At 67.2% G+C, this 21,709-nt stretch carries 22 protein-coding genes and 1 tRNA gene; 9 read left to right on the forward strand and 14 right to left on the reverse strand.

All coding sequences use genetic code 11. The features are described 5' to 3' along the window. Window positions 1-16 precede the first annotated feature (16 nt). The 5 genes from AC5592_RS11175 to aceE all read right to left on the reverse strand — a co-directional run bounded on the left by AC5592_RS11175 (window position 17) and on the right by aceE (window position 7,083). A complete protein-coding gene (locus AC5592_RS11175) occupies window positions 17-1,267 on the reverse strand; it encodes a KasA/KasB family beta-ketoacyl-ACP synthase (RefSeq protein ID WP_036499810.1) in 1,251 nt (416 codons plus the stop codon). 10 nt (window positions 1,268-1,277) lie between these two features. After that, on the reverse strand, window positions 1,278-1,577 hold the full coding sequence (gene acpM, locus AC5592_RS11180; RefSeq protein WP_030518485.1) for a meromycolate extension acyl carrier protein AcpM: 300 nt from the start codon (window positions 1,575-1,577) through the stop codon (window positions 1,278-1,280). Between the two features lie 130 nt (window positions 1,578-1,707). After that, window positions 1,708-2,622, reverse strand: a complete 915-nt coding sequence (locus tag AC5592_RS11185) for an ACP S-malonyltransferase (RefSeq protein ID WP_036499807.1) — start codon at window positions 2,620-2,622, stop codon at window positions 1,708-1,710. Window positions 2,623-2,750: 128 nt separating this feature from the next. After that, entirely contained in the window at window positions 2,751-4,016 is a 1,266-nt protein-coding gene (locus AC5592_RS11190; RefSeq protein WP_036499897.1) for a PucR family transcriptional regulator, read from the reverse strand. Between the two features lie 142 nt (window positions 4,017-4,158). Beyond that, window positions 4,159-7,083 (reverse strand): pyruvate dehydrogenase (acetyl-transferring), homodimeric type, encoded by a 2,925-nt coding sequence (aceE, locus tag AC5592_RS11195; protein ID WP_036499895.1) that lies wholly within the window; start codon window positions 7,081-7,083, stop codon window positions 4,159-4,161. 237 nt (window positions 7,084-7,320) lie between these two features. On the opposite strand from aceE, the gene AC5592_RS11200 reads away from it, so the two are divergent. From AC5592_RS11200 to AC5592_RS11230, 7 genes are all read left to right on the forward strand, one after another. Beyond that, window positions 7,321-7,878 carry an Rv2240c family protein gene (locus tag AC5592_RS11200; protein WP_036499805.1) on the forward strand — a complete coding sequence of 186 codons (558 nt, stop codon included), beginning with the start codon at window positions 7,321-7,323 and terminating at the stop codon, window positions 7,876-7,878. A 177-nt stretch (window positions 7,879-8,055) separates the two neighbouring features. Next, on the forward strand, window positions 8,056-8,478 hold the full coding sequence (locus tag AC5592_RS11205; RefSeq protein ID WP_030518770.1) for a DUF3052 domain-containing protein: 423 nt from the start codon (window positions 8,056-8,058) through the stop codon (window positions 8,476-8,478). 79 nt (window positions 8,479-8,557) lie between these two features. Then, window positions 8,558-9,022, forward strand: a complete 465-nt coding sequence (locus AC5592_RS11210) for a peroxiredoxin (protein ID WP_036499803.1) — start codon at window positions 8,558-8,560, stop codon at window positions 9,020-9,022. A gap of 73 nt (window positions 9,023-9,095) precedes the next feature. Beyond that, window positions 9,096-9,167, forward strand: a tRNA-Val gene (locus AC5592_RS11215). Between the two features lie 324 nt (window positions 9,168-9,491). Then, window positions 9,492-9,872: a Zn-ribbon domain-containing OB-fold protein gene (locus AC5592_RS11220; RefSeq protein WP_232329302.1), complete on the forward strand. Its 381-nt coding sequence runs from the start codon at window positions 9,492-9,494 to the stop codon at window positions 9,870-9,872. Beyond that, complete coding sequence (locus AC5592_RS11225; protein WP_063064101.1) at window positions 9,859-10,224, forward strand: hypothetical protein; 366 nt, start codon at window positions 9,859-9,861, stop codon at window positions 10,222-10,224. The genes AC5592_RS11220 and AC5592_RS11225 overlap by 14 nt, the downstream gene beginning before the upstream one ends. A gap of 144 nt (window positions 10,225-10,368) precedes the next feature. Further along, window positions 10,369-11,157, forward strand: coding sequence for an SDR family NAD(P)-dependent oxidoreductase (locus AC5592_RS11230; RefSeq protein WP_063064102.1), 789 nt, complete (start codon window positions 10,369-10,371; stop codon window positions 11,155-11,157). A 40-nt stretch (window positions 11,158-11,197) separates the two neighbouring features. Here the strand turns inward: AC5592_RS11230 and AC5592_RS11235 are convergent, their stop codons facing one another. The 8 genes from AC5592_RS11235 to AC5592_RS11270 all read right to left on the reverse strand — a co-directional run bounded on the left by AC5592_RS11235 (window position 11,198) and on the right by AC5592_RS11270 (window position 19,778). Next, window positions 11,198-12,004, reverse strand: a complete 807-nt coding sequence (locus tag AC5592_RS11235; RefSeq protein WP_232329303.1) for an SDR family oxidoreductase — start codon at window positions 12,002-12,004, stop codon at window positions 11,198-11,200. 21 nt (window positions 12,005-12,025) lie between these two features. Continuing rightward, window positions 12,026-12,940 carry a helix-turn-helix transcriptional regulator gene (locus AC5592_RS11240; RefSeq protein ID WP_232329304.1) on the reverse strand — a complete coding sequence of 305 codons (915 nt, stop codon included), beginning with the start codon at window positions 12,938-12,940 and terminating at the stop codon, window positions 12,026-12,028. A 53-nt stretch (window positions 12,941-12,993) separates the two neighbouring features. Beyond that, window positions 12,994-13,218, reverse strand: a complete 225-nt coding sequence (locus AC5592_RS11245; protein ID WP_157121741.1) for a hypothetical protein — start codon at window positions 13,216-13,218, stop codon at window positions 12,994-12,996. Window positions 13,219-13,403: 185 nt separating this feature from the next. Then, window positions 13,404-14,756 carry a dihydrolipoamide acetyltransferase family protein gene (locus AC5592_RS11250; RefSeq protein WP_198163804.1) on the reverse strand — a complete coding sequence of 451 codons (1,353 nt, stop codon included), beginning with the start codon at window positions 14,754-14,756 and terminating at the stop codon, window positions 13,404-13,406. Window positions 14,757-14,768: 12 nt separating this feature from the next. Beyond that, window positions 14,769-15,752 carry an alpha-ketoacid dehydrogenase subunit beta gene (locus AC5592_RS11255; protein WP_198163813.1) on the reverse strand — a complete coding sequence of 328 codons (984 nt, stop codon included), beginning with the start codon at window positions 15,750-15,752 and terminating at the stop codon, window positions 14,769-14,771. Window positions 15,753-15,771: 19 nt separating this feature from the next. Beyond that, window positions 15,772-16,941 (reverse strand): pyruvate dehydrogenase (acetyl-transferring) E1 component subunit alpha, encoded by a 1,170-nt coding sequence (pdhA, locus tag AC5592_RS11260; protein ID WP_157121743.1) that lies wholly within the window; start codon window positions 16,939-16,941, stop codon window positions 15,772-15,774. 11 nt (window positions 16,942-16,952) lie between these two features. Further along, entirely contained in the window at window positions 16,953-18,407 is a 1,455-nt protein-coding gene (lpdA, locus tag AC5592_RS11265) for a dihydrolipoyl dehydrogenase (RefSeq protein WP_036499795.1), read from the reverse strand. Between the two features lie 174 nt (window positions 18,408-18,581). Beyond that, on the reverse strand, window positions 18,582-19,778 hold the full coding sequence (locus AC5592_RS11270) for a PucR family transcriptional regulator (protein WP_063064202.1): 1,197 nt from the start codon (window positions 19,776-19,778) through the stop codon (window positions 18,582-18,584). A gap of 137 nt (window positions 19,779-19,915) precedes the next feature. Here AC5592_RS11270 and AC5592_RS11275 point away from each other — a divergent pair, with 137 nt between their 5' ends. Next, the gene (locus tag AC5592_RS11275; protein WP_051024465.1) at window positions 19,916-20,419 is read left to right on the forward strand and encodes a hypothetical protein; all 504 of its coding nucleotides are present in this window, start codon (window positions 19,916-19,918) and stop codon (window positions 20,417-20,419) included. A 468-nt stretch (window positions 20,420-20,887) separates the two neighbouring features. Further along, window positions 20,888-21,106, forward strand: a complete 219-nt coding sequence (locus tag AC5592_RS11280) for a hypothetical protein (protein ID WP_063064106.1) — start codon at window positions 20,888-20,890, stop codon at window positions 21,104-21,106. 57 nt (window positions 21,107-21,163) lie between these two features. Here the strand turns inward: AC5592_RS11280 and AC5592_RS11285 are convergent, their stop codons facing one another. Beyond that, window positions 21,164-21,685, reverse strand: a complete 522-nt coding sequence (locus tag AC5592_RS11285; protein WP_063064107.1) for a MarR family winged helix-turn-helix transcriptional regulator — start codon at window positions 21,683-21,685, stop codon at window positions 21,164-21,166. Window positions 21,686-21,709 lie beyond the last annotated feature (24 nt).

Consider the following 21,709-nt stretch of genomic DNA (forward strand, 5'->3'; position numbering starts at 1 on the left):
TTGTCGACGAGTCGGATCAGTACCGTCCGAAGGCGAGCGCCACGTTGTGGCCGCCGAAACCGAACGAGTTGTTGATCGCGTACTCGATGTCCTGGCGACGGGCCTCACCGTGCACGACATCCAGGTCGATCTCCGGGTCCTGGTTCTCCAGGTTCAGCGTGGGCGGAACGATGCCGTCGCGAATGCTGAGCACTGTGAGTACCGACTCGAGGGCGCCCACAGCGCCGATCGAGTGGCCCAGGGCGGACTTGGGCGCGTAGACCGAGGCGTGCGTGCCCACGGCCTTGTGGATCGCGTTCGCTTCCGCGGTGTCCCCGATCGGGGTGGCGGTCGCGTGCGCATTGATGTGCGTGATGTCGGACTTCGTCAGTCCGGCGGTCTGCATGGCGCGCTCCATGGCGCGCGCCGCACCGGCACCCGTGGGATCCGGGGCGACCAGATGGAAGCCGTCGGAGGTGATGCCGGCACCCAGCAGGCGAGCGTGGATGGTGGCCCCGCGCGCCTTGGCGTGCTCTTCGGTCTCCACGACCATCAGTGCACCGGCCTCGCCGAAGACGAAGCCGTCACGATCCTTGTCGAACGGCCGCGACGCGCCCTTGGGGTCGTCGTTGCGGGTGCTCATCGCGCGCATCATGGAGAACGCGGCGATCGGCACGTCGGAGATGTATCCCTCGACACCGCCGGTGACGACCATGTCGGCGTCGCCCATGACGATCATCCGCCACGCGTTGGCGATGCCCTCGGATCCCGACGAACATGCCGAGACCGGGGTGACCACTCCCGCCTTGGCGCCCAGTTCGAGGCCCACGACAGCGGACGGCCCGTTCGGCATGACCATCTGAACGGCCAGCGGCGAGATCTTGCGGTAGCCGCCGTTCTTCAGCTTGTCCACCGAGTCGATGAGCGCGTCGCCGCCGCCGAGACCGGTGCCGATCGCCACGGCCAGGCGCTCGGGGTCGACCTCGGGGCTGCCGGCGTTCTTCCACACCTCACGCCCCAGCACCATCGCCAGCCGCTCGACATAGGCCATGCGGCGGATCTCGACTCGGCTGAGCAAGGTGTCCGGCGAAACCTTCAGGTGGCCGCCGATGCGAACCGGCAGGTCGTATTCCTCGATGAAGGAATCCTCGAGAACGTCGATGCCGCTCTCGCCGTTGAGGAGTCCCTTCCACGTCGCATCGACGTCACCCGCGATCGACGTGGTCGCCGCCATGCTGGTGACGACGACGTTCGGGAAGTTCCCGTTCAAAGTGGAAGGAGTGGTCACGGTGTCGGCCTTACTGGGCGTCGAACTTGGCCTTGAGCTCGGCGGCCGCGTCGGAGTTCTCGGCCTCGAGCTTCTGGATGTAGGAGACGGCGTCACCCACGGTCTTGAGGCTGGCGAGATCCTCGTCGGGGATCTTCACGCCGTACTTGTCCTCGGTCTGCACGGCGATCTCGACCATCGACAGCGAGTCGATGTCCAGGTCATCGACGAAAGACTTCTCGATCGTCACCTCGGAGGGCTCGATGCCGGTCACCTCTTCGATGATCTTGCCGAGCTCTTCGACGATCTGTTCCTGGGTCAGAGCGGCCACTTGGTGGCTCCCTTCTTGTTCTTTCGTTGGTCCGACGTGAATCGGAGGTCCGATTATTTCTTCGGTACGAGGTGGACGAATGTTTCGTCCTGCTCGCTCACGGTCGCGTCACTGCGAGCCGCGAGGAAAGCTAGCCGGTTGCCGAGAGCTCGACAAACGCGGGGATGTTCTCGGGGGTCTTCAGCGCCAGATTCGGGGTGCCCTTGAGCTCCCGCTTGGCGATGCCGACCAGGGTTCCGGCCGGTGGCAATTCGGCCACCGCGGAAACCCCTGCCGCGCGAACGGTTTCTGTGCACAGATCCCACCGGACGGGCCGGGTCACCTGTGCCGCCAGCTTCTCGATGGCGTCGGAGCCCGAGTCGACCGGCTTGCCGTCGTAGTTCGACAGCAGGGTACGGGTCGGCTCACCGGGGACCATCTGGGAGATGGCTTCGGCCACGGCGTCCTGGGCGGGTGCCATGAACGCGGTGTGGAAGGCCCCGGCGACGGGCAGCGCGCGAATCCGCGCCTTCTCCGGCGGGTTCGCGGCCAGTTCCGCCAGCGCATCCAGCCGGCCTGCCGCCACGATCTGGCCGACCGCGTTGCGGTTGGCCGGGACCAGGTCGAGCTCGGCGAGCCGGTCGAGCACGGCGGCTTCGTCGCCACCGAGCACGGCGGACATGCCGGTCGGAACCAGCGCACACGCCTTCGCCATCTCCGCACCGCGGATCGCGGCCAGTTTCACCGCGTCATCGGGGGAGACGACTCCGGCGACGGCTGCGGCGGCGAGCTCGCCGACCGAATGTCCGGCGACGATGGTATCCGCCGGAACCGCTTCGTGCGGAATCTCGGCGAAAGCCAGCAGCGCGGCGGCGACGACCAGCGGCTGGGTCACCGCGGTATCGGTGATCTCCTCCGCGGTGGCCGTGGTGCCGAGGCGGAGCAGATCCAGGCCGGAGGCCTTGGACCACAGTTCGAGGCGGTCACGCGCGCCGGGAAGATCGAGCCATGGCGCGAGCATGCCGGGTGTCTGGGAGCCCTGTCCAGGGGCGAACAACGCGATCACGCCTCTAACAAAACACTGTGAGGGGGCTCCGTGGAGATGTCGGCGCCGATGATGTTTGAGCGACGCTTTTGTGTGGACCCCACAAAACGGCACGTGGGTTGTGGCGATCGACCGCGCCCCGATGTCCGTTACAGGCGATCTTCGTAGAAAGTTGCCGGCGAGTCTTCTGGGGCAGGTGTTGACGATTCGTTACGGGTTCGTGTCAAACGACCTACTGTTGCCGCGATTCGGAGCACATAGGCGTCACGAGGATTCATCGGATCCCGGCCCGTGACCTCGGCGATGCGCTTGAGCCGGTAGCGGACCGTATTTGGATGAACGAACAGCTGACGGGCACATGTCTCGACGGCTCCACCGCAATCGAGGTAGGCGTCGAGGGTGTCCGACAAGGCCGACCCGGCGGCGGCCAACGGTAGCACAAGATACTCGTTCAGAGCGTCGACCGCAGCCCGATCGCCGAGCAGTGCTCGCTCGGGCAGAAGTTCGGAGGCGTGCACCGGTCGCGGCGCCGCCCGCCAGCCCACCACGGCCTCCATTCCGGCCATCGCCTCCACCGCGCTGACGTGGGCCGCGGACAGCGTGCGCATGGTCGGGCCGATCACCACGGGACCGTCGGAAAACGCTTCGGCGAGCAGGTCCATCAGGAACGGCGAGGGGTAGCCGGTGTCACCGAGATTGCCGCTGACCACCATCACCAACCGCGAACCCTGCACCACCGCCAGTGCCGCCCGGCCGTGCCGGGCGGCGATGACGTGTACCGAACTCACCACGGCCACTTGATCTTTCGGCGGCGTACCGACCAGCACCGTCGCCGCGGCGGTGGCGTCCCAGTTCAATGTGGCCGCGCGCGAGAGCATTTCGGCGCCGGTGTCGCCGCGCACCACGGCGTCGACGACCAGCGCCTCCAGGCGGGTGTCCCAGGCGCCGCGGGATTCGGCCGCCGAGGCGTAGACCGAGGCCGCGGCGAAACCGAGTTCGCGGCCGTAGCGCAGCACCGCCTCGGTGAGCGCCACCAGCTGGCGGTCGTTGCGGGCCAGCGCCGGCAGCCACTGCTCGAAGAACTCCATCGCGACGCGGACCATGTCGACGGTCTGGCGAAGGGTCAGGCGCCGGGCCAAATCCTGCGGGATGACCTGGAACGCGTCGAGGCTGAAGCGGATATCGCTTTCCGGATCCTGCAACCACTCCAGGAAATTGACCACCGCGGTCTGCACCAGCATCTGCACGCCCGCCCGCTGGGCGGCGTCCAGGTCGCCGAAGAACGGTAGCCGGTCCTCCATCGAGGCGATGGCCTCGGTGGACAGCCGCCCGGAGAACTGCTTCACCCGTTTCAGCAGGGTGTCCGGCAGCGGATCGCGGGTTTGCCGATTGGGTGACAGTGCCCCGGTCGGCAGATAGACCTCGTGCTCGGACGACCCCTCGGAAACCCGGCGAGGCCGCGGCGGTTTACGTTCCACTGTTCAATATTCCGTCATCGCGCTGGTCGGTCTCCGCAACCCCCCGGTAGGGGCGCGATTCGCGCCCCTACCGGACCGGTCACGCGAGCTGTTCTTCGCTGCTCATCGATTTCGGTGCGGCGTCGACGTCGTCGATGCGGTAGCGGGCCGCGGCCTGCGCGACCACCGCCGGATCGATACCGCCGGTGCGTCCCAGGGCCTCCAGCGCCGCCAGGGCGATGGATTCGGCGTCGACGTTGAATACCCGTCGCGCCGCCTGCCGGGTGTCGGAGAATCCGAATCCGTCGGTGCCCAGCGTGGTGTAGTCGCCGGGGACCCACTTGCGGATCTGGTCCGGCACCGCGCGCATCCAGTCGGAGGCCGCCACGAACGGCCCCTGCGCCTGCGACAGCACCCGCGTCACGTACGGCGCATCGGTTCCGGCGTCCGGATGGCGCAGCGTGTGGATCTCCTTGGCCAGCGCCTCCCGGCGCAGCTCGCTCCACGAGGTCACCGACCACACGTCCGCCTGCACACCCCAGTCCTGCGCCAGCAGCTCCTGAGCGCGCAGGCCGTCGGGCAGCGTCACACCCGCGACCAGGATCTGGGCGCGTACGTCACCCTCGCCGCCCCGGCGGTACAGGTAGATACCCTTCAGCAGGCCCTCGACGTCGAGGTCGTCCGGCTCGGCCGGCTGCTGATACGGCTCGTTGTAGAGGGTGATGTAGTAGAAGACGTTCTCGCCGCCGAAGACGTCGTCCTTCATGACCGGATGGGTACCGGGTACCTCCGAGGCCGGCGTTCCGCCCGGCCCGAGCTGCGGTCGCCCGCCCCCGTACATCCGGCGCAGGCCGTCGCGCACGATGTGAGCGATCTCGAAGGCGAACGCCGGATCGTAGGAGACCACCGCCGGATTGGTCGAGGCCAGCAGCAGCGAATGGCCGTCGTTGTGCTGCAAACCCTCACCGGTCAGCGTGGTGCGCCCGGCGGTCGCGCCGAGGACGAAGCCGCGGGCCAGCTGGTCGGCGGCCGCCCACAGGCCGTCGCCGGTGCGCTGGAACCCGAACATCGAATAGAAGATGTAGAGCGGGATCATCGGCTCGCCGTGGGTGGCGTAGGACGTACCGGCCGCGGTGAACGATGCGGTCGAGCCGGCCTCGTTGATGCCCTCGTGCAGAATCTGGCCGACTTGGCTTTCCTTGTAGGCCAGCATCAATTCCGCGTCGACGGAGGTGTACAACTGCCCGTTGCGGTTGTAGATCTTCAGCGACGGGAACCACGAGTCCATACCGAAGGTGCGGGCCTCGTCCGGAATGATCGGCACGATGCGCTTGCCGATCTCCTTGTCGCGCAACAGTTCCTTCATCAGCCGCACGAACGCCATGGTGGTCGCCACGTTCTGCTTGCCCGACCCCTTGCGCACCGAGGCGTAGGGCGCGTCGCCGGGCAGCTGCAAAGGCTTTGCGACCGAACGCCGTTCGGGCAGGTAGCCGCCCAGGGCACGGCGCCGGTCCAGCATGTAGCCGATCTCGTGCGAATCCATGCCCGGGTGGTAGTACGGGGGCAGATACGGATCGGCCTCGAGCTGGGCGTCGGTGATCGGAATGCGCTGCACGTCGCGGAACGCCTTCAGATCGTCGAGCGTCATCTTCTTCATCTGGTGCGTCGCGTTGCGCGCCTCGAAGTGCTTGCCGAGGCCGTAACCCTTGATGGTCTTGGCCAGGATCACCGTCGGCTTGCCTTGATGCGCGAGCGCCGCCGCGTAGGCCGCGTAGATCTTGCGGTAGTCGTGGCCACCGCGCTTGAGGTTCCAGACCTGCTGATCGGTCAGGTCCTTCACCAGATCCTTGGTGCGCGGATCGCGGCCGAAGAAGTGCTCACGCACGTAGGCGCCGTCGTTGGCCTTGTAGGTCTGGTAGTCGCCGTCCGGGGTCGAGTTCATCAGGTTGACCAGCGCCCCGTCGCGGTCGGCGCCCAGCAGCGCATCCCACTCCCGGCCCCAGATCACCTTGATGACGTTCCAGCCGGCGCCGCGGAAGAACGACTCCAGCTCCTGGATGATCTTGCCGTTACCGCGGACGGGGCCGTCGAGCCGCTGCAGGTTGCAGTTGATGACGAAGGTCAGGTTGTCCAGACCCTCCAGCGCCGCCACATGGGCCAGACCGCGCGATTCCGCCTCGTCCATCTCACCGTCGCCGAGGAAGGCCCACACGTGCTGATCGGAGGTGTCCTTGATCCCGCGATCGTGCAGGTAGTGGTTGAAGCGCGCCTGGTAGATGGCGTTCATCGGACCCAAGCCCATGGAGACCGTGGGGAATTCCCAGAAATCGGGCATCAGTCGCGGGTGCGGATAGGACGACAATCCGTGGCCCGGACCGCCGTGGCTGTATTCCTGGCGGAACCCGTCGAGCTGATCCTCGGTCAGGCGGCCCTCGAGGAAGGCGCGGGCGTAGATGCCGGGGGAGGCGTGGCCCTGGATGAAGATCTGGTCGCCGCCGCCGGGGTGGTCCTTACCGCGGAAGAAGTGGTTGAAGCCGACCTCGTACAGCGCCGCGGACGACGCGTAGGTCGAAATATGGCCGCCCACACCGATTCCCGGCCGCTGCGCGCGATGCACCATGACCGCGGCGTTCCAGCGGATCCAGGCGCGGTAGCGGCGCTCGACCTCCTCGTCGCCGGGGAACCAGGGCTCGTTCTCGGTGGGGATGGTGTTGACGTAATCGGTCGAGGTCAACGAAGGAATGGTGACGTGACGTTCACCGGCGCGCTCGAGCAGGCGCAGCATCAGATAGCGAGCGCGGCCGGGGCCTTCGCGCTCGAGCATCTCGTCGAAGGAATCGAGCCACTCGCTCGTCTCCTCCGGGTCGATGTCCGGTAGATATGACGCCACCCCCTCGCGGATCACACGCACCCGCGCACCGGCCGGGCGGGCGGGCGCCGACTGGTGATCGGCGGAACCGTTGCTGCTCGTCGGCTCGGGGTCGGATGCAGAACTTGACGAAATCGGGTGCATCAGGTCGGTCAAAATCAATGCTCCTCGTACAGGGGTGGACAAGCTGATGGCTCTAACCCCGGGCAGCACCGCTGGTGTGCGGGCCGTCCGTCGCTCACGGTTTGGGGCGCACCTCACATCCTTGTCGATGATGCGTCCCAGGTCATCATGTCAGCCGTAAATCCAGTACCGTTCGCTAGGCTGTGACGCTCGTTGCAGCGAAGCTCGCCACAGAACATTCTTTCGACTGCTCGAGAAGCGGGGAGGACGATGAAACTGCTGAACCCACGTGGGTTCGGACTGATGTGCGCGACCTTGGCGGTCGGCACCGGACTGGTGGTGGCAGGATGCTCTACCGCTGTCCACGGTACCGCGACGGTGAACCAGGCGGACGCGGCCGCGTTCCGCACCGAGATGGCCTCGTCCTCGGCCGCGGCCACCTCGTCGAAAAAGGCTGCCGCACAGACGAAAGCCGTCGCCGACAACTGCACACCGTTCCGTGAGACCACCGGCGCCGCGGTGACGAAGTACAACGACTTCGTCGACGCGCACGATGCGAACGCCCCCGACCAGGACGCCAAGCGCGATGCCGCCGCCCAGACCCTCGAGGACGCCGCGCGGACCGTGGAGGGACGGGTCACCGCCGCCGGCGACGCGTTACCCGCGGATCTCGCGCAGAAGTTCACCGATTATGTGAACGCCGCCCGCGGACTGGCCGGCGAATCCCGCAAGATGACCTACACCGCGCCCGTCGGCACGCTCAACGACGCCAGCAAGCGAGTCAACGACGCGCTGAACGCGGTGCGTACCGCATGCCCGGCGCGATAGCCGGGAAACGGATGTCCCGGGGCCGCTCAGGGCGTTGCGAACCGCCTCTGCACGCTTCGTCCCGGGGCATGCATCCGCGACATTTCGGAGGTTATTTGAGCGGATCGGCTTGCGTTGCGGCCGATAACCATGTTCGCTTGCAACTATCTGTTGTCGGGAGTTGAGGAGGACACCACCGTGGTCGCCGCGGCGGACGCGCAGAACTACGCTCAGAAGCTTGGCATTGCCCACGGCATGGCGGTTCAGGAGTTGGGCTGGGACGAGGACACCGCAGACGAGTTGAGGGCGTCTGTCGAGGACGCGATCGGCTCCGAACTACTCGACGAGGACACCGACGAGGTGATCGACGTCGTACTGCTGTGGTGGCGCGACGGAGACGGCGACCTGGTCGACGAACTGATGGATGCCATCGGTCCGCTCGCCGAGGACGGTGTCGTGTGGGTACTCACCCCCAAGACCGGCCAGCCCGGGCATGTCGATCCCAGCGAGATCGCCGAATCCGCCCCCACCGCGGGGTTGACGTCGACCACACCGGTAAGCCTCGGCACCTGGACCGGTACCAAGCTGATGCAGCCCAAGACGCCCTCGAAGCAGCGCTGATCCACCGCGTGACTATTGTTTCGCACGGGCGGCCGCCGAGTACCGGAACAGCCCGCCGTCGAAGACAGGAGGACTGCGCATGCCGCTCGAAGTGGGTACGGCCGCACCGGATTTCACGCTGAAGGATCAGAACAACCAGGATGTGAGTCTCGCCGATTACCGGGGCGACAAGAACGTCCTGATCGTGTTCTACCCGTTGGCGTTCACCGGCATCTGCCAGGGTGAGCTGTGCAAGGTGCGCGACGAACTGCCCAAGTTCCAGAACGACAACGCCGAGATCCTCGCCATCTCCGTCGGACCCCCGCCCACCCACAAGATCTGGGCGGCCGAGCAGGGCTACACCTTCCCGCTGCTGTCGGACTTCTGGCCGCACGGCGCTGTCACCCAGGCCTACGGTGTCTTCAACGACAAAACCGGCTTCCCCAACCGCGGCACCTTCGTCGTGGACAAGGACGGAATCATCCGTTTCGCCGAAATGAACGGCCCCGGAGAGCCCCGTGACCAGGCGGCTTGGGAGAAAGCGCTCACTGCACTAGATTCATGAACCGCCGCGCACGGACCCGGACACCCGGCCCGCGCAGCACACCATCTTCACCGCCGCCCGGCCGGTGAAGTCCGGGCGTATAGCTCAGTGGTAGAGCACTGGTTTTACACACCAGCGGTCGGGGGTTCGAACCCCTCTGCGCCCACTTCATTTTCCCAGCTAGAAGACCTTTTCTTCCGTGATCCCGCGCCCCATGCCGGGTGGCCTGAGTCGTGAAGTGGCCGATAACGGGCCATCGCACGATGGAATCACTTGACTGCCGGCGAGGCTGTTCGACGCGCGCGGTGTCGCTCGGCAAGCCGACTGCCGAGAAATAGGTATACGCACGGGTAGTTCTACCGTCGCGGTGGTGCTCGTCGGTGACGAGGCTGGAGTGCGTTCTATCGGTCACGTTGCGGAGGATTCGATGTCTGCGCCCACGCTTCAGCACAGGTCTCCTATCGGTACGACGGCCTCGGAAGAGGTCTTGATGATTCGGCGATGCGCGAAATGTGACAAGTTGTTCGCGCCGCTGACGGCGGGGTGTTCCTCGTGTGCGTCGGATGTGCTGGAACGGGTGCCGTCGTCGGGTGCGGGTTCGATCGTGTCGTGGCGGGTGGTGGAACGTGCCGGTGCGGGTGGTGTGCTGGCTCAGTCGACGGTCGCGATCGTCGAGCTCGACGAGGGTCCGTGGGTCTACACCTCGCTGGAGGGCGAGGTGCCGTTGCTCGCGGATCGGCCGGTGCGTGTGCATTTCCAACCGCGTCCGCGAGACGACAGGTTCCCGGTCTTCGTCGTCTGTGCTGATCGCCGGCACAGCGAATCGGTGACTTCCTTCGGCTCCGACGGACGAGACCATGCGCCGCGCTGAACCTGGTGTCGCACGGTGCTACAGCCAGGCATGGGTCCGGACCTCGCTGCAGCAAAGTCGACTTCTCGAGAGAGACGGCTTTCTCGATCCGCATGCGCGGTCGATAGTCGTATTCGCCATTCATTGGGCGCCGTTCGGCGGTGCCGACTCCAGCGAGTTGCTGGTGCGCTTCGGTGTCGCCAGACGACGGTTCCTGCAGATGTTGCAGGCGGCGCTGGCTCCGGGCCGGACGGACAACAGGGAGACGAGAGGGCTGAAGCAGCATCTGCTGGCAGCACTGGACTACGCATGGAATCCCAGTCGTGACCCGGCCCTCATGGTGGACTTTGCGAATGGCGATCGAGCTTCTTGAAGCCGGCAGTCCAACGGTTGATGTCGCGCCTCCGCGCGTCCACGAACACCCCGCGCCTCCCACGTAGGGTTCGGGGGTACGCGCCCATGTGCCGGCGGCGGAGGCGACTGCCCCGGCCACCCCGACAGTGAAGGAGTGTCAGCTGTGCACATCGACTTGACGGGTAAGACCGCGCTGGTGACCGGGTCGACGCAGGGGATCGGGTTGGCGATCGCCGGTGGGCTGGCGCGCAGTGGTGCTCGGGTCGCGGTGAACGGCCGAAGCGCTGACCGGGTCGAGGGCGCGGTGTCCGCGCTGCGCGAGGCGGGTGGTGACGTGATCGGTGTCGCCGCCGATGTCACGACGATCGCGGGGGTGGAACAGTTGCTGACGGAACTTCCCGAGGTCGATGTCCTGGTGAACAATCTGGGGATTTTCGGTGCGGTGCCGGCCCGGGAGATCTCGGATGACCAGTGGCGCACCATCTTCGAGGTCAATGTGCTGTCAGCCGCTCGATTGATCCGTGCCTATCTGCCCGGGATGATCGCGGCGGGTTGGGGGCGTGCGATTCAGATCGCCAGTGATTCGGCTGTGGTCATTCCCGAGGAGATGATCCATTACGGCGTGTCCAAGACGGCGATCCTGGCGTTGTCGCGCGGGTTCGCCAAGGATGCGGCCGGTACCGGTGTCACGGTCAACTCCGTCATCGCCGGTCCGACGCACACCGGTGGGGTGGAGGACTTCGTCTATCAGCTCGTGGACCGCGACCTGCCGTGGGACGAGGCGCAGCGGGAGTTCATGCGCAAGCATCGTCCGCAATCATTGATCCAACGGCTGATCGAGCCGGAGGAGATCGCCAACATGGTCGTCTACCTCAGTTCGCCCTTCGCCTCGGCGACCACCGGCGGCGCCCTGCGCGTCGACGGCGGCTACGTCGATTCAATCCTCCCGTAGCGCAAGGTCTCGCTCAGCGGTGACGACTGCGGACCGGATATCAGGTTGCCGCGTTCGGAACCAGGCCCACCAGGCCTCCGTCGACGAGCAGGTCCTGGCCGGTGATGTACGACGCCTCGTGCGAGGCGAGGAATGCCACCGCGGCCGCGACGTCCTCGGCTGAGCCGATCCTCCCCGCGACGATTTCGCCGGCCACAGCGCTCTGCGCGGCCGCGGGCAGTTCGGACCGCAGGGCAGGGGTGTCGATATATCCCGGGCTCACCGAGTTGACCCGAATCCCCTTGCCGCCCAATTCCGCCGCGAGCGTGCGCGCGAGATTGTGTGCGGCGGCCTTGGTCGCGGAGTACAGCGAGCCGAACGGCATGCCGCGGTGCAGTGCCCACGAGGCGTTGATCACGACAGCCGCGCCGGACGACAGCAGCGGAATCGCCTTCTGAATCGTGAAGAACGCTCCTTTGAGGTTGACGCCGACGACGCGGTCGAAATCGGCCTCGGTCACCGCGTCGGTCGGCGGGAAGAATCCGATGCCCGCGTTCACGAAGAGCACGTCCAACCGGCCGTATCTGGTCTGGACGGTGTGGAACAGGGCATCGAGAGCGGCGAGATCGGTCGTATCGGCGGCGATCGCGAACGCCTCCGGTCCGAGATCATCGGCGGCCGCGGCCAGCCGTGCCAGGTCGCGTCCGGTGACGATCACTCGCGCGCCCTCGTCGCGCAACCGCCGCGCGGTGGCCAGTCCCATACCGCTCGTACCGCCGGTGATCAGTGCGGTCTTGCCGTCGAATCTGTTGTGCGCCATGGCGAGAAGCCTGCCGAGGATCGCCTTGGACAACCAGTGTGAGGTCAACGTGGGATCACTACCACCAGGCTATGCGGGTGCGGCCGACCGTTCCGGCGCCGGCAGGCTCAGTCGCTGCTCGGTCTCGGTGCCCGGTCGCGGGTTGTACAGCACCAGATGCAGATCGAGATGGTCCGCGACGATCAGCGTGGTGGTGTCGAAGTACAGGTCGCCCGCGTCCGGATGGCGCACCGCGTGGACCGCCTGCGTCGGGGCGCCCACGTCGTGCCGTGCCCACAACTCGGCGAATTCGGTACTGAGCGTGGAGAGTTCGGTGATCACCCGTTCGAATTCGGGATCGCCCTGCGCCGCATCGGCACGATAGGCGGCCACGACCGCCGGTGCGGCGGCGGTCCAGTGCAGATGCATCTCCCGGTAGCTCGTGTTGGTGAAAAACGAGACGAGGCAGTTGTAGTCGTCGCAGTCGTATCCGAAGGCCGTGCGCGCCCCGTCGTTGACGGCCAGGATGTTCCAGTACCGGTCACGCAGCACCGCGGGCCGCGGCGACCATACCGTCAGCAGATGTCGCAGTTCGTCGGTGACCCGTGCATTCCGATTACCCACGGCCCGAGGCGGATTCATCCCTGCCAGTACATACAGGTGGGCCTGCTCCCACTCGGTCAATCGCAGTGCTCTCGCGACCGCGTCGAGCACTTCGGTCGACACCTTGATATCGCGACCCTGCTCGAGCCAGGTGTACCAGGACACGCCGACCCCGGCGAGCTGTGCGACCTCCTCGCGCCGCAGTCCCGGTGTGCGGCGCCGTCCGGCCGGCGCGAGCCCGACCTCGGCGGGCGCGAGCCGCTCTCGGCGACTGCGGAGGAATTCGCGCAGCTGTTCCCTACGCCGGTGCGCGTCGTTGGTCATGAGAAACAGTAACGCCTTGCCGGGCTTCAGCACCCGTCCGCGGGCCACCGGATACTCGCCTCGGGCCGCAAACAGCATCGGTCACCACGCGAGCGGCGACCGACCTGTCCCTCCCCGCGGCTATCGGCCTACTACCACCAGCCGTGGAAACCGTCGTAGTTACCCCAGCCGAACCAGCACTGCGGGTACAGCCAGTTGAAGCCCCAATTGCAGGGATTCCCGTACCAGCCGGTGTCGTGGGCCACCTGAACCGCCGGTGCTCCGGCCGGCTGTTCCGCCAGAGCCGGCGCGGCAGGCAGTATCGGCGCGACCGCGATGGCGGTCACCATGAGCACTCGCGCCGCGGTTCGATGCACTGTCCCCATCATGTCGATCACTCTCCGTATTGCGCGCTGTGCGCACGCGATCCACAGGATTCTCGTGCCCCGACTCGTGGACCGTGCCTTCGATTGAACGCCGTTCCCGCGTCCGACTCAACGGTTCGAACGCATTTCAGATCATTTTCCGGAGCTCTCGGGACCCTGCGCACATCGTCGTGACCCTAGGTCACGATCCGCAGCGGGTGCTCGATCAGCTCCTTCAGTTGGGCGAGGAATTGCGCGGCGACGGCTCCGTCGATGGCGCGGTGGTCGGCGGACATGGTGACGCGCAGGACCTTTCGGCTCACGACCTCGTCACCGTCGAGTCGCAGTTCGTCGGTGGCGGCGCCGATCGCGAGGATGGCGGCTTCGGGCGGATTGATGACCGCGGTGAAATGCTCGATGCCGTACATGCCGAGGTTGGAGAGGGTGAAGGTGCCGCCGGTCATCTCCTCGGCGCGGAGTTTGCGGTCGCGCGCGCGTTCGGCCTTGTCGCGGCTTTCGGCGGCGATGGCCGACACCGTTTTGCGGTCGGCGTCGCGAATGACCGGGACGAGCAGGCCGGCGGGGGTGGCGACGGCGACGCCGAGGTGAATGCCGTGGTGGCGGCGCAGGGTGTCACCGGCGAAGGAGACGTTGACCGCGGGGTTGGCGCGCAGTGCCGTGGCGACGGCTTTGACGAGCAGATCGTTGACGCTGACCTTGCCGGCCCCGGTGTCGGCGAGTGTCTCGTTGATCCGGGTGCGGAAGGCGAGGAGTTCGGTGACGTCGATGGCGCTGGTCAGGTAGATGTGTGGCGCCTGCTGTTTGCTCTCGGTGAGGCGAGTGGCTGACACGCGCTGGATGCTGGTCAGCGGGATTTCGTCGTAGTCGCCGGTCGCCGGGGTGCCCGGTGCCGTGTGTTCCGGCGCGGCGGTCGTTTGCGCCGTGTCGGAAGTGCTTGCCGCGTGAGCGTTTTCGACGTCGAGACGGGTGATGCGCCCGCCGGGGCCGGTTCCGGTGACGGTCGTGATGTCTAGACCGAGCTCCCGTGCGATCTTGCGCGCCAGCGGCGAGGATTTGCGGCGCACAGCGTCTGCGGCGGACTGCGGGGCCGGCGTCGCGGGTTGCTCGGTCGTGCGGAGGGATCTACCGCCGTCGCCGGCCTGACCGGCGGGCACGATTCCCGCCGCCACCGCGGTCTGAGGTTGTGCCGATGCGATATCGGCCGGCTCGTGCGGCTGTTCGGTGTGCTGCCGTGCCGATGCCGTCTCGGTCCGCTGAACAGTCGAAGGCGGTGCGGGTGACGCAGCGGTCCCACTGCCGTCGCCGAGGATGGCGATGGGTTCGCCGATCGGCACGCGGGTTCCGGGTGCGGCGATGATGCGTTCGAGGATGCCGTCGTCGTAGGCCTCGAGTTCCATCAGGGCCTTGTCGGTTTCGATTTCGGCGAGTACTTCGCCGCGGGTGACGGTGTCACCGACCTGTTTGAGCCAGGTGGCGACGACGCCGTCCTCCATGGTGTCGGAGAGGCGGGGCATGGTGATGTCGGACAACGGTCTTTCCTCTCAGCGTCGCTTGCCCACGGCCGCAAGGGTTTCGACGGCGGCGGTGTAGAGCGATTCGACGGACGGCAGGGCCAGCTTCTCCAGCGGCTTGGCGTAGGGGAGCGGCACCTCGGCCATGGCGACGCGGCGCACGGGGGCATCCAGATAGTCGAAGGCGCCGTCGGAGATCGAGGCCGCGATTTCGGCGCCGATGCCGTAGGTGAGCCAGTCGTCCTCGCCGATGACCGCGCATCCGGTGCCGCGGACCGAGCGGACGAGGGTGTCGCGGTCGAGCGGGCGCAGGCTGCGCAGGTCGATCACCTCGGCGGAAATGCCTTCGGCGGCAAGTCTTTCCGCGACCTGGGTGCAGACCGTGGCCATGCGGGAGTAGCCGATCAGCGTGATGTCGGTGCCCTCGCGGGTGACGGCGGCCTTGCCGATCTGTGCGGGCGGGAGATCGTCCGGTACGTCGCCTTTGGTGTTGTAGAGCGACAGGTTCTCCAGGAACAGCACCGGATCGTCGTCGTCGATGGCGGCTTTGAGCAGAGCGCGGGCGTCGGCGGGAGTGCTGGGCGTGACGACTTTGAGACCGGGCACGAACGCGTAGTACAGCTCGATGTTCTGGGAGTGGGTGGCGCCGAGTTGTTGTCCGCCGCCGCCCGGGGTGCGGATGACCATCGGCACGCTGGTCTGCCCGCCGAACATACCGTAGATCTTGGCGGCGTGATTGACGATCTGATCCAGCGCGAGCAGCGAGAAGTTGATCGTCATGATCTCCACGACCGGGCGCAACCCCAGCATGGCGGCGCCGATGGCCGCGCCGACGAACCCTTCCTCCGCGATCGGGGTGTCGCGAACTCGCTTGTCGCCGAATTCGTTCAGCAGTCCGGCGGTGATCTTGTAGGAGCCTTCGAAGACGCCGATCTCCTCACCGATCAGGAAGATGTCGTCGTCGCGGCGCATTTCCTCGCGCAGGGTCTCGCGCAGTGCTTCGCGGTAGGTCATGACAGGCACGGGATGGTCCTCAGGCGGTGAAGAGCGGGTCGGCGGGCAGGCGGCGGGAATCGCCGGGCACGGGGGTGGCGTAGGTGTAGTCGAACAAGCTCGACGGCTGCGGATGCGGACTGGTGTCGGCGAACTCGACGGCGGCGGCGACCTCGGCGATGATCTCCGCGTCCAGGGCGGCGGCCGAATCCTCGCTGAGCACACCGGCTTTCAGCAGCGCGCTCTTCCAGATCTCGATCGGGTCGTGGGATCGCGCCGCCGTCACCGTTTCCTCGGTGCGGTATTTCGCGGGGTCGACCACCGAGTGGCCTTTCAGGCGGTGGCTGACCGCTTCCAGCAGGGCCGGCTTTCCCTCCCGGCGTGCGGTGTCGATGAGTTGCTCGGCGATATCGCGGACGGCGAGGACGTCGGTGCCGTCGACTCGTTCGCCACGCATGCGGTAGGCGGCGGCGCGTTTCCACAGATCGGGTTCGGCGGAGGACTTCTCGACGGTGGTGCCCATGCCGGTCTGGTTGTTGACCACCAGGAACACGATCGGCAGATTCCACAGCGCGGCCAGGTTCAGCGATTCGTGAAAGGCGCCGATATTGGTTGTGCCCTCACCCATTTGGCAGACGACGACGTCGTCGCCGCCGCGGTAGTCGATCGCCAGGGCCGCGCCGACGGCGAGCGGCACCTGCCCGCCGACGATGGCGTAGCCGCCGAGCAGCCGGGTCTGGGTGTCGTACATGTGCATCGATCCGCCCCACCCTTTGGAGGTGCCGGTGGATCGGCCGTACAGTTCGGCCATGACCCGGCCGGGTTCGATGCCCTTGGCGAGGGCGTAGCCGTGTTCGCGGTAGTTGGTGAACAGGTAGTCGGTGGGCCGCATCGCCGCGCCGAGGCCTACCACGGTGGCCTCTTCGCCGAGGTTGAGGTGGCAGTAGCCGCCGATCTTGGCCTGCTGATAGCTCTGCGCGGTGCGCTCCTCGAATCGGCGCACGAACAGCATGTCGCGATACAGCTGCCGCAGCGTGCCCGAGTCCTCGGCCGCCACCCGTGCGTCGAATGATGCTGTCTGGGAAGCGGTTCGGTCGGCGAGCAGAGCTTCGCTCGATACGGTCGTGGACGGCTCGGTGGTCGCGGCCGGTCGTTTCGGTGCGCGCCGGGTCGACGTGCGCGTGGCCTTCTGTGGGGTTGTGGTAGTCACGGTGGTGCTCCTCAACGTGAACGCGGCGCGATGTGGATCGGCAGGCCGAGCCCGGTCAGGGCTGCCTCCATACCGATCTCGCCGAGGGTGGGGTGGGCGTGGATGGTGTCGGCGAGTTCGTCGAGCGTCGCTTCGAGTGATATCGCCAGTGCCCCTTCGGCGATCAGACCGCTCGCGGAAGGGCCGATGATGTGCACGCCGAGCACTTCCCGATGGCGTGCCCCGGCGACGATCTTGCAGAAGCCCTGGGTCTCGCCGAGCGCTTCGGCTCGCCCGAGTGCGGCGAACGGGAATTTCGCGGTGACCACCTCGTGGCCGCCGGCGCGAGCCGCGTCCTCGGTCAGGCCGACGCTCGCGATCTCCGGATGGGTGAACGTCGCCGCGGGGATCACGGTGTAGTCGATGTGGGCGTCGTGACCGGCGATGACGTCGGCGGCGGTGAGCCCCTGATGGGATGCCACGTGGGCCAGCAGCGCCTTGCCGGTGACATCGCCGATGGCGTAGACGTGCTCGACCGTGGTCCGTAGCCGGTCGTCGACCGGAATGAAACCTCGTGCGTCGGTGTCGATTCCGGCGTATTTCAGGTCGAGATCGGCGGTGTTCGGCCGTCGTCCCACACCGACGAGCACGACGTCGGCCGCAATTTTCCGAGTCGTCGCGCCGTTCACGTCGACCTCCAGCGCATCGCCGGTCCGGTCGATGCCGGTGACGGTGCAGCCGGTCAGGACGGTGATGCCGCGCTCGGTGAACGAGCGGCCCAGCGCGGCGCCGATCTCGGTGTCCTCCGCGGGAACCAGCCGGTCCTGCATCTCCACCACGGTCACTTCGGCGCCGAAGGCGGCGAACAGGCCGGCCCATTCGACGCCGACCGCGCTGCCGCCGATGACGACCAGCCGCCGCGGCACCTCGGTCAACCCGAACGCGCCGTCGGAGGTGATCACGCCGGGCAGGTCGGCGCCCGGCACGGGCAGGGCCGCGGGCACGGACCCGGTCGCGACGATGATGTCGGTGGCTGTCACGGTTCGCGTCGGAGTGCCGGTGGGGGCGGCCGCGTAACGCGGACCGTCGGTGAAGACCGGCGAGGGACCCGGCTCGAATACCTCGACCGTGGTCGGTCCGGTGAAACGGGCATGCCCCTCGATCACGGTGACGCCGTTGGCCCGCAGGAGCCCGGCCACGCCGCCGGTCAGTTTGCCGACGATCCCGTCCTTGCGCCGGCGGACGGCCGCGAAGTCGAACCGCACGTTGTCGGCCAGCACACCGAAATCGGCTGCGGCGCTCAGTGTTTCGAATACCTCTGCCGAGCGCAGCATGGCCTTGGTGGGGATGCAGCCCCAGTTCAGGCACACCCCGCCCGGGCGTTCCTTCTCCACCACGGCGACGTGCAGGCCGCGCTGGGCCGCGCGGATCGCCGCGACGTACCCACCCGGCCCGCCGCCGATGATCAAGAGATCGAATTCCGGCACTTGTGGTGCTCCTCGTCCTGAATTGCGTGACCCGAATCCGGTTGCGGTGTGGGCCATCAGGTGTGGAGTCTTATCCGCGCACGGACGCCGGACAATTCCCGGCAAGCCCAGGTTTTGCGACCCGGAATTGGGCGCTGCGCCCAATATCGCTTGCGGCTGCGCCGGGCGAAACGTTCAGTCGGTGGGGCGTTCGAGCAGGTCGTGCGCGGTGAGCGCGAGGCCGAGTTCGAATTGGTGACGCTGACCTTCCAGCGGCCGCCCGAGCAGCGTCGCGGCGCGCTGGAGCCGGTTGATGACGGTGTTGCGATGGCAGTGCAACAGCGGTGCGGCGTGCGCGGCCGAGCAGTTCTCGGCTAGCCAGACCGTCAGCGTGCGCAGCAGGATGTCGCGCTCTCTGGCGGGCAGCGCCAGAATCGGGCCCAAGCATCGCTGGACCAATCGCTGCGCCAGATCGGGCGCGCGCACCAGCAGGGCCTCCGGGTAGCGATCTTCGAGCAGCGTGAGAGTGGGTTCGCGGTCTCGCGGGGCGGTATCGAGTGCCAGCGTGGCGAGTGCGTGGGCGACGTCGATCTCGGCCAGACCGTCGACCGCCGGGGACAGCCCCGCGCGTCCGAGCACGAGCGGACCCAGCAGCTCCGCCACCTGCTGCGGCGAACGCTGTTCCAACGCGACGATGCCGACCGTTTGGTCGCCCCGATCGTGGCGGACCGAACGAATCCCCATGGCCGCCAACGCGCTTTCGGTGCCCAGCCGCAGCGGCTGTTCCCCGCGAGCGACGACCACCAGGTAGTCGCCGCCGGCGGGGAGGTCGAGTTCCCGCGCCGCATACGCCGCGAAGGCGGCGTCGCGGCCACGCCCGGAGAGGACATCTTCGATCAGGGCGTGACGGCGGCGCTCGTCGCGTCGGACCCGGTCGAGTTCGGCGCCGCGATAGGAGGTCACCAGCGCCGAGGACATCCCGTCGACAACCGCCCACATGGCGGTCCCGATTTCACGGAAATCGGCAGGTGACATATCGCCGGCACGATCCATCAGCGCTTCCCACACGATGCGCCCGCCCAGGCGGAAGGTGCGCTGCATGGCCTCGAGCGGAACACCCTGCGCGGCGCGCTGCCGGCCGATCGCGGCGGCCACATCGTCGCGCTCGGCGCCGGCCCCCTTCGCCGCGAGCAACTCCAGCACCCGCGTGAGGAACCGCCGGCACCCCTCCCGCAGATCCGTTCTGCTCACCGCCGAATAGTCGGTCCACTCCGGATTGTCGGTGAACACCGCCGCCATGAGCCGTGCGGTGAGCTCGGCGATATCGCTCCCGCACGCCCTCGCCAACTCCGCGGAGTCGGGCACTTGATCGGGGATTCCTGCGGGCGCCACGACGGCCACAGTACGTCGAGAGGGGATGCGCGGAGGAAGCCGGTCGGTCGGCACGGTGACGGTTTCGGCAGTCGATGTGAGGTAGCACCAGCCCTTCGTGACCGCTTGGCGGTGCCCGGCGGGGGTATATCGGCGCCATGACTGGACCTGCTCGTTTTCGGTTTCCGCGCCGATGGAACCAGATCGAGGAATCTCGCCGCGGGATCGTGCTGGCCTGGCTGGCGTTCACCGTCACCTTCGGTGGCGCCCGGTTGGTGACCTGGCTGATCCACATCGACACCAGCAACGTCGGCGATGTGTCCACCGGCGGAACTCATCTGCACCATTACCTGTGGGGGCTGGTGCTGCTGGCCGGTGTCGCCATCTTCGGCATGGTCGATCGCAGTCCCCGGGCGCGGACATGGATGGGTCTGGCACTGGGTATCGCGCTGGCGCTGATCGTGGACGAGGCCGCGCTGCTGATCACGCTCGAAGATGTGTACTGGCACCGGGACGGCTGGTCGAGCATTGCCATCGCGCTGAGCCTCATCGGTGTCGTGGGTACCGGACTTGCGCTGACCCGCAACCGTATTCACGACGACGACGAGGACCACGACGAGGACGATGCTGAGCACCGTCCGGCCGCTCGTCGCGCACCGTAGTCGCGACCGGAACGCACGGCGAATTCTCTGCGACTGTTAACGGCCGGCCGAAGTGGGCGTATCTCTCGAACGTAGCCACCTCGTCTCGGCCCTCGACAGAAAGCGATGCCGCGCATGACATTCGACGATTCCGCACCGGCCGCACGGCCGACGCGAACGATCTCCCGGATCGGCCTCGCGGTATTCGCCGCATGCGCGCTCGCGATCGCCGGATGCTCCTCCGGGGGAAGCACTTCCGCACCTGAGACGTCGGCCGGTTCGAGTGCTCGGACGTCCGTTACGGCTCCGGCTTCGACAGGTCCGGCCTCGACCACCGCGGCCGCCCAAGTCCCGTCGCCCTCGGCGCACGAAGGTACGGATGGGACAGATTCCGCCCCGCCGCAGGCGTCGCCCCAAGGGCCGCGCGACCCCTCCGGCCCGCCCGCCGCGACACCCGCCGGGCCGCCACCGGAAGCAGCACCCGCCGCCGTGAAGTGCACCGATCAGATCGACTATGCGGGTGATCCGCGGCCGAACGCGGAGATCAATTCGATCGGTGAGCAGACCGGACAGTGCCCGGCGCCGCAGGCTCCGGCGTATGTGAAGTGCACGGATCGGATCAACTATGCCGGTGATCCGCGGCCGAATGCGGAGATCAATTCGATCGGTGAGCAGACCGGACAGTGCCCGCCGCCGCAGCACTCCTGATCGAATACGCCGACTCTCCGGTGTCGCCGTTTTCGAGTGCGGCTTGCGCGCTCCGGCCTATCGGTTCGGTCGCTCGTTATCGGAAGTGATCGCCGCGCTGTGGTCGCGTAGAGCGCCGACTATGGCGGTCAGGACGCGGTGGGTGGCCTGCAGGTCGGAGTCGGGGAGGTCGGCGAGTGCGGCTCGGGTTCGTATGCCGATGGGGGTGAAGAAGCCCGCCGCCACGGTCATGCCGTGGTCGCTGTAGTGCAGTAGCACGCGGCGTTTGTCGGTGTCGTCGGCTTCGCGTTCGATATGGCCCGACTCGATCATGCGCTCGATCAAGTAGGTGATCGCGCCGGGGGAGACGCCCAGCAGCGCCCCGAGTCGTCCGGCGGTCAGGGGCGTTCCTTCCGCGTCGGCGGTGGCGATATGCATGAGGGCGCGGAAGTCGTTGGGGCGCAGATCGTTCGAATGGGCGAAGAGGTGCGAGATCTGATCCGAGACGGCGCTGAGCGCGCGGATGTCGCGGGCGATCGCCGTCTCGAGTTCGTCGCGGTCGCGCTCGGTGGGCGCCGCGTCGGTCGAGCGCTCGGTCACCTCTGTCTCCCTTCTCCCGCCGGT

The sequence above is a fragment of the Nocardia violaceofusca NBRC 14427 genome, assembly GCF_963869435.1.
Taxonomy (GTDB): Bacteria; Actinomycetota; Actinomycetes; order Mycobacteriales; family Mycobacteriaceae; genus Nocardia; species Nocardia aobensis.